Origin of the sequence: Aeromicrobium sp. Leaf272 (assembly GCF_001422865.1) — a bacterium.
In the GTDB taxonomy this organism is placed as follows: domain Bacteria; phylum Actinomycetota; class Actinomycetes; order Propionibacteriales; family Nocardioidaceae; genus Aeromicrobium.
Map to the genome: position 1 here is coordinate 380,492 of NZ_LMMY01000011.1, position 7,039 is coordinate 387,530.

The window sequence follows — 7,039 nt, forward strand, 5'->3', positions numbered from 1 at the left end:
CACCTGCTCGTCGACCCCTACCTCTCTGACTCGCTCGCCGCGAAGTACGCGGGGACGCTGTTCCCGCACGTCCGGCTGCGGCCCGCGCCCGTGGCGCCGCACGAGCTGCCGCAGCTGGTGGCGGTCACGACCTCCCACGCGCACACCGACCACATGGACCCGGGCACGCTCCGACCCCTCCTGGCACACCAGCCGCGGACCCTGCTCGTGTGCCCGCGCGCCGTCACCGACGAGGCGCTCGCGCGGGCCCAGGTCGGTCCCGAGCGCCTCGTGCCGCTGGCCGACGGCGAGCGGCACGAGCTCGGTGGGTTCACCGTCACCGCCGTTCCGTCCGCGCACGAGGACCGCGTCGTCGACGCGCACGGCCACGACCACTTCCTCGGCTACGTCATCACCGCAGCCGGCCGCACCGTCTACCACTCCGGTGACTGCGTCCCCTGGGACGGCCTCGTCGAGCGGCTGCGCCACCACGCGGTCGACGTGGCCCTTCTGCCCGTGAACGGTCGCGACGCCCACCGGCGGGAGCACGGCGTGCCGGGCAACTTCACCTTCGCGGAGGCCGTGCGGGTCTGCGAGGCGGCCGGGATCGAGCACCTGGTGCCACATCATTGGGGCATGTTCGACTTCAACACGGCCGATCCCGCGTCCTTCGACCTCGACCTCGCCACGGCGGCCGGCGTGCGCGTCACGGTGCCCGAGCACGGGTCAGCCCTCGACCTGACGGAGGTCCGCGCATGACCACCATCGGTGCAGGAACGGTGCTGTCTCGCATCACCGAGCAGCTGGAGGACCTGCGGCGGTCCGAGCGCAAGGTGGCTCAGGTGGTGCTCGACCGTCCGCGGGCGGTCGTGCACATGACCTTGGCGGACCTGTCCGAGGCCGCCGGCGTCAGCCAGCCGACCATCGTCCGGTTCGCGGCCGCCATCGGGTGCGACAGCTTCCACGACTTCCGTCTGCAGCTCGCGCAGAGCGTCGCGCTCGGCATCCCAGCCACGCAGTCGGTCATCGAGCCCGAGGACGACGCCGCGACGACCGTCTCGAAGATCTTCGACTTCTCGATCACCTCCCTGGACCACGTCCGGCGCCACCTGGACGTCGGAGCGCTCGAGACCGCCGTCGACACCCTGGCGGCCGGCAGCCATCTTGTCTTCGTCGGGCTGGGCGCCTCGGGCGTCGTGGCCACCGACGCCGAGCAGAAGTTCCCGCTGTTCGGCGTCCCGTGCTCCGCACCGGTGGACACCCACCAGCAGTTCATCGCGGCCTCGACCGCGACGCCGACGACCGTCTTCGTCGCGATCTCCAACACCGGGCGGACCGTCTCGATCCTCGACACCGTGCGCGTCGCCCGGGAGCGTGGCGCTCGTGTCGTGACGATCACCGGTGGGCCGTCACCGCTCGCCGACCTGAGTGACGTCTCGCTCGTGGTCGAGTCCCTCGACAACACCGACGTCTTCACTCCCACGATCTCCCGGCTCGCGCAGCTCGTCGTCATCGACGTGCTGGCCACCATGGTGCTGCTGCGCCGTGACGCGTCGGTCCTGGAGGACATCCAGCTGATGAAGTCGCGCCTGTCGCGCATGCGGTCGGGCGCGGAGGTCGACGTGGTCCTGGGACCGGGACGAGGGGACGGCCCGTGACCGACGTCGTCCTGGCGCTGGATCTCGGCACCGGCGGGTGCAAGGCGGCACTCGTCGACCAGTCGGCGACGGTGCTCGCGGAGAGCTTCGAGGGGTATCCGACGACCTACCCGGGTCCGGGCCGACACGAGCAGCGTCCTGCGGACTGGTGGTCTGCCGTCACGCGGTCCTGCCGGACGCTGCTGCAGGCTGGGTACGACGTCGCGGCCGTCGCACTCTCCGGCCACAGCCTCGCCATGGTCCCCGTCGACGCCGAGGGCACGACGCTGCTCGATTCCGTGCCCATCTGGTCCGACACCCGCGGGGAGCGCGCCGCCCAGGACTGGTTCGCGACGGTCTCCGAGCACGACTGGTACGACCGGACCGGCAACGGCTTCCCGGCGGGCATGTACACCGTGTTCAAGGCTGCCTGGCTGCGCGCCGAGCAGCCGGAGGTCGCCGCCCGCACGTCCCAGCTGCTCGGCAGCAAGGACTGGGTGAACCTGCGACTCACCGGCGCGCGTCGGACCGACCCGAGCTACGCGTCGGGCTCGGGCACCTACGACCTGCGCCGACGGTGCTACGACCGGGCGACGACCACGGCGCTGGACGTCCCGCAGTCCTGGTGGCCCGACATCGTCGCGTCCACCGACGTCGTGGGCAGCGTCCGTGCCGACGCGGCCAGGGCGACCGGCATCCCGGTCGGCGTGCCGGTCGTGTGCGGCGGGGTGGACAACTCGTGCATGGCACTGGGCGCCGGGCTGGACACCGAGGGTCGGTCCTACCTGTCGCTGGGCTCCTCCAACTGGTTCTCCGTCTCCTCCGTCGAGCCGGTTCTGGACGCGGTGGGGCGCCCGTTCGTCTTCGACCACGTGCTGCCGGACCTGTACGTCTCTGCCCTGTCGATCTTCGGGGGCGGGAGCAGCCTCGGCTGGCTCGCCGACCTCCTCGGCCGTGACGTCGCAGACCTCCTCGACGAGGCGGCAGCGTCCCCCGTAGGTGCGCATGGCCTGGCCTGTGCCCCCACTCTTGCGGGCGGGACCGTGCTCGAGGGCGGTCCCCGCGTCCGGGGCAGCTTCCTCGGCCTGGACCTCGGGCACACCCACGGAGACCTCGCCCGCGCCCTCGTGGAGGGCATCGGGTTCGGGCTGGCCGACGCCGCGACGCAGCTGCTCGGCGACCGTTCCGACAGCGTGACCGCCCTCGGTGGAGGAGCGCGCAGCGCCTTCGTCCTCCAGGTTCTGGCCGACCTGCTCGGTCGCGGCGTCGAGCGACCGGCTGCCGAGCAGCACGGCGCGGCGCTCGGCGCGGCGGCGCTCGGCTGGCTCGGTCTCGGCGTCTGGGACGACACGAGCCCGCTCCACGCGGCACGCACCGTCGCGCTCCGGGTGGATCCCCGGCCCCACCCCGACCACGCGCTCGCTCGGGCGCGCTTCGAGGCCGCCCGTGCGGCGGCCCGCTCCCTCGCGGACCTCCGGGTCCCCGGTCCCGAGGAGGACCATGCCGCTCGTTGACCCCCGAACCTTCGTCCTGTCCGCACGTGCTGCGGGTCATGGCGTCGGCGCCTTCAACACCACGCTCCTCGAGCACGCAGAAGCCCTCGTTGCAGGCGCAGAAGCAGCCGGGGCGCCGCTGGTCATCCAGATCAGCGAGAACGCGGTGCGCTACCACGGGTCCCTGCGGCCGATCGCGCTCGCCTCGATCGCCCTGGCGGAGGCGGCGACCGTGCCCGTGGCCGTGCACCTCGACCACGCCGAGGACGTGGGCCTCGTGCACGAGGCGGTCGACCTCGGCCTGACGTCGGTGATGTTCGACGGCTCGAAGCTGCCCGACGAGGAGAACCGCGAGGTCACCCGACGAGTCGTGGCGCACTGCCACGCGGCCGGCGTCGCCGTCGAGGCCGAGCTCGGCGAGGTGGGCGGCAAGGACGGCGTGCACGCGCCCGGCGCCCGGACCGACCCGCAGGACGCTGCCCGGTTCTGCCTCGACACCGGCGTCGACTCGCTCGCGGTCGCGGTGGGCACCTCCCACGCCATGGCGACACGCGACGCCGCGGTCGACCTCGATCTCGTGGCCGCCATCGCCGCTGCCGTGCCCGTGCCACTGGTCCTGCACGGGTCCTCCGGCGTCGACGACGCCACTCTCGGCGAGGTCGTGACCCGGGGGATGACGAAGATCAACATCGCGACGCACCTCAACAAGGTCTTCACGACAGCCCTGCGCGACCAGCTGGACGCTCGTCCGGAGCTGCTGGACGCGCGCGGCTACGTGCGCCCCGCGAGAGAGGCGATGGCCCTCGAGGTCGAGCGCCTGCTCGGCGTCCTCGGCGCTCGCGGGACGGCGGCATGACCGCCCGCCGCGTCCTGGTGACGCCTCGATCCCTGTCCGCCCCGGGTCCCTCCGCGGCGATCGACCGTCTGACAGCGGCCGGGTACGAGGTCGTCACACCGGCTCCCGGTCGTCAGCCGACCACCGCCGAGCTGGTGGCGGCGGTCCCAGGGGCGGTGGGGTGGGTCGCCGGCGTCGAGCCGATCGGCCCGGAGGTGCTGCAGCACGCCGACGCACTCCGCGTGATCAGCCGCAACGGCGCAGGCCGCGACGCCATCGACCCCCGTGCGGCAGACGCGGCCGGTGTCACCGTGCTCACGGCGCGCGGCGCGAACGCCCGAGGCGTCGCGGAGCTCGCCCTCGGACTGATGATCGAGGGTCTGCGCGGCGTGACCGAGGCGTCCGCCGCACTGCGATCCGGGACCTGGGAGCGGACGGCCGGCCGCGAGGTCGAGGCACGCCGACTCGGCATCGTCGGCTACGGGGCCATCGGCCGACACCTCGGCCGCTTCGCTCGCGCGCTCGACATGGAGGTCGTCGCCCACGACCCGTTCCTCGACGATGCCGACGTGCCCCTGGTCGAGCTGGACACCCTCCTCGGCACGAGCGAGGTGGTGTCCCTGCACGTGCCGCCGGGACCCGACGGACCGCTGCTCGACGCGCGACGCGTCGGTCTCCTGCGTGACGACGTCGTGCTCCTCAACACCGCCCGCTCGACTCTCGTGGACGAGGTGGCACTCCTCGCACGTCTCGAGGCGGGCCACGTGTCGCGGTACAGCGTCGACGCGTTCGCGGTGGAGCCACCACCGGCCTCCGCCCTGCTCGCCCACCCGCGCGTCGTGCCGACCCCGCACCTCGGTGCTGCCACCGCCGAGAGCTCGCGGCGCGCGGCGGACGCGGCGGTCGACAACCTGCTCGCGGAGCTCGCCGAATGCTGAGGATCAGACGGCGGCCGGTGACTCCGCCTCGGACGTGAGCCCGCCGACGTGGTGACGGCTGCGCGGCACGACGAGCGGCGTGCCGCTCACGGGGTCGGGCACCACCTGGCAGGCGAGCCCGAACACGTCCTCCACCACGGCCGCGTCGATGACGTCGGACGGGCTGCCCTCCACGACGATCTCGCCGTGCTTCATGGCGATGATGTGGTCGGCGTAGCGGAACGCGAGGTTGAGGTCGTGCAGCACCATCGCGATGGTCTTGCCGTGCTCGCGGTTGAGGTCGGTGAGCAGGTCGAGCAGCTCCACCTGGTGGTTGATGTCGAGGTAGGTGGTGGGCTCGTCGAGGAGCAGCAGGTCGGTGTCCTGCGCGAGTGCCATGGCCACCCAGACGCGCTGGCGCTGTCCGCCCGACAGCCCCGTGATCGGGCGGTCGGCGAGGTCGGCGGTGCCGGTGGCCTCCAGCGCCTCGGCGACGGCTGCGTCGTCCTCCGGGCTCCAGCGGCGGAACCATCCCTGGTGCGGGTAGCGGCCACGACCCACCAGGTCGGCCACCGTGATGCCGTCGGGCGCGACGGGCGTCTGCGGCAGCAGGCCGACGATGCGGGCGACGTCGGCGGAGCGCTGCTCGTGCACCGACGTCCCGTCGAGCAGGACGGTGCCGTGGCGCGGCTTGAGCAGCCGGGCGAGGCCCCGCAGCAGCGTCGACTTGCCGCACGCGTTGGCGCCGACGATGACGGTGATCCGGCCGGGCGGGATCTCCACGTCCAGGCGGGACACGACGTCGGTCTCGGCGTACCCGAGCGTGAGGTCCTGCGCTCTCAGCTCATGGGTGCGGGGGTCATGGGTGCGGCCGGTGCTGGTGGTGGTCATCCTCCGCGTCCTTCCCGGTTGACGGTGGCGAGCAGCCAGATGAGGTAGGGGGCGCCGACGGCGCCGGTGATCACCCCGGTGGGCAGGGCGACGGGCAGGGCGTGCTGCGCGACGAGGTCGGCCAGGAGCACGATGACGGCACCGACGAAGGCGGCCGCCGGCAGGCTGGCGGCGTTGCCGACGAGCCGGATCGCGATCGGTCCGGAGATGAGCGCCACGAAGGCGACGGGGCCGGCCGCGGCGGTGGCGAGCGCCACGAGCACGACCGACAGCGCGAGGAGGACGAGCCTCGATCGCTCCACGCTCACGCCGAGCGCGGACGCCGCGTCGTCGCCGAGCTCGAGCGCGCCGAGCCGCCGCGACAGCACGAGCACGACCGGCAGCAGCACCGCGACGCCGATCAGCAGCGCGCGCAGCTCGAACGGGCCGGCCGAGCCGACCGAGCCCACGAGCCAGGTCATCGCCTCGCGCGCGTCGCTCAGCTCGGCCTTCGCGATCACGTAGCCGGTGAGCGCCACGAACAGCTCGGACAGGCCGATGCCGATGAGGATGAACCGGTAGCCGGTGATGCCGTCGCGCCAGGCCAGCAGGTACACCGCGACGGCGGCGAGCACGGCCCCGAGCAGTGCCATGCCCGACGTCGCGACCGCACCCCACGTGGAGAACAGGATCGTCGAGACGGCGAACAGGCTGGCGCCACCGGAGATGCCCACGAAGTCGGGCGAGGCCAGCGGGTTGGCGAGCAGCCGCTGGAAGACGAGGCCCGCGACACCGAGCGCGAGGCCCACGCCCACCGCCGTGGCGGCCGTGGGCAGGCGCAGGTCGAGCACGATGAAGTCGACGCTCGGGTCGTCCGTGAGCCGGAAGACGCTCCCGACCACCTCCCAGGCAGTGAGCCGGAAGGTGCCGATCATCATGGTGGCCACGAACAGCGCGAACGCCAGCGCCGCGAGACCTGCGGTGATGGCCGTCGTGCGGGCTCGGTGGCCGCGGCGCTGCGCGCGGACCGCGTCGCGCAGGGGCGTGGTCGCGGCGCTCACAGCTGGGCCAGGTTCTTGTAGCGGACGAGCGCGATGAACGCAGGCGCACCGAGCACCCCGAGCACCACGCCGACCTGGAGCTCGCTGGGGCTCACCAGCACCCGCCCGAGCACGTCGGCCGACAGCAGGATCACCGGGCTCAGCAGCAGGGTGTAGGGCAGGATCCAGCGGTAGTCGGGTCCGCAGATCGCGCGGGCCACGTGCGGGACGATCAGCCCGACGAACACGATCGGTCCGCACGCGGCGG

8 protein-coding genes are annotated in these 7,039 nt (G+C 73.0%); 5 read left to right on the top strand and 3 right to left on the bottom strand.

Annotated features, from left to right (window positions below; translation table 11 throughout):
• From ASF38_RS08930 to ASF38_RS08950, 5 genes are all read left to right on the top strand, one after another.
• The coding region (locus ASF38_RS08930) for an MBL fold metallo-hydrolase (protein ID WP_082480652.1) at nucleotides 1-738 on the top strand (738 nt) is incomplete at its 5' end.
• A complete protein-coding gene (locus ASF38_RS08935) occupies nucleotides 735-1,637 on the top strand; it encodes a MurR/RpiR family transcriptional regulator (RefSeq protein WP_056575248.1) in 903 nt (300 codons plus the stop codon). The genes ASF38_RS08930 and ASF38_RS08935, both read left to right, overlap by 4 nt.
• Complete coding sequence (locus tag ASF38_RS08940; RefSeq protein WP_056575251.1) at nucleotides 1,634-3,130, top strand: FGGY-family carbohydrate kinase; 1,497 nt, start codon at nucleotides 1,634-1,636, stop codon at nucleotides 3,128-3,130. Before ASF38_RS08935 ends, ASF38_RS08940 begins: the two co-directional genes overlap by 4 nt.
• Nucleotides 3,117-3,965, top strand: a complete 849-nt coding sequence (locus ASF38_RS08945; RefSeq protein ID WP_056575253.1) for a class II fructose-bisphosphate aldolase — start codon at nucleotides 3,117-3,119, stop codon at nucleotides 3,963-3,965. The genes ASF38_RS08940 and ASF38_RS08945 overlap by 14 nt, the downstream gene beginning before the upstream one ends.
• The gene (locus ASF38_RS08950; protein WP_056575258.1) at nucleotides 3,962-4,882 is read left to right on the top strand and encodes an NAD(P)-dependent oxidoreductase; all 921 of its coding nucleotides are present in this window, start codon (nucleotides 3,962-3,964) and stop codon (nucleotides 4,880-4,882) included. Before ASF38_RS08945 ends, ASF38_RS08950 begins: the two co-directional genes overlap by 4 nt.
• 3 nt (nucleotides 4,883-4,885) lie before the next feature.
• Here the strand turns inward: ASF38_RS08950 and ASF38_RS08955 are convergent, their stop codons facing one another.
• From ASF38_RS08955 to ASF38_RS19305, 3 genes are all read right to left on the bottom strand, one after another.
• Nucleotides 4,886-5,752 (bottom strand): ABC transporter ATP-binding protein, encoded by an 867-nt coding sequence (locus ASF38_RS08955; RefSeq protein ID WP_056575260.1) that lies wholly within the window; start codon nucleotides 5,750-5,752, stop codon nucleotides 4,886-4,888.
• Entirely contained in the window at nucleotides 5,749-6,792 is a 1,044-nt protein-coding gene (locus tag ASF38_RS08960; protein ID WP_235493091.1) for an iron chelate uptake ABC transporter family permease subunit, read from the bottom strand. Before ASF38_RS08960 ends, ASF38_RS08955 begins: the two co-directional genes overlap by 4 nt.
• On the bottom strand, nucleotides 6,789-7,039 hold a 251-nt coding region (locus ASF38_RS19305; protein ID WP_235497573.1), incomplete at its 5' end, for an iron chelate uptake ABC transporter family permease subunit. The genes ASF38_RS19305 and ASF38_RS08960, both read right to left, overlap by 4 nt.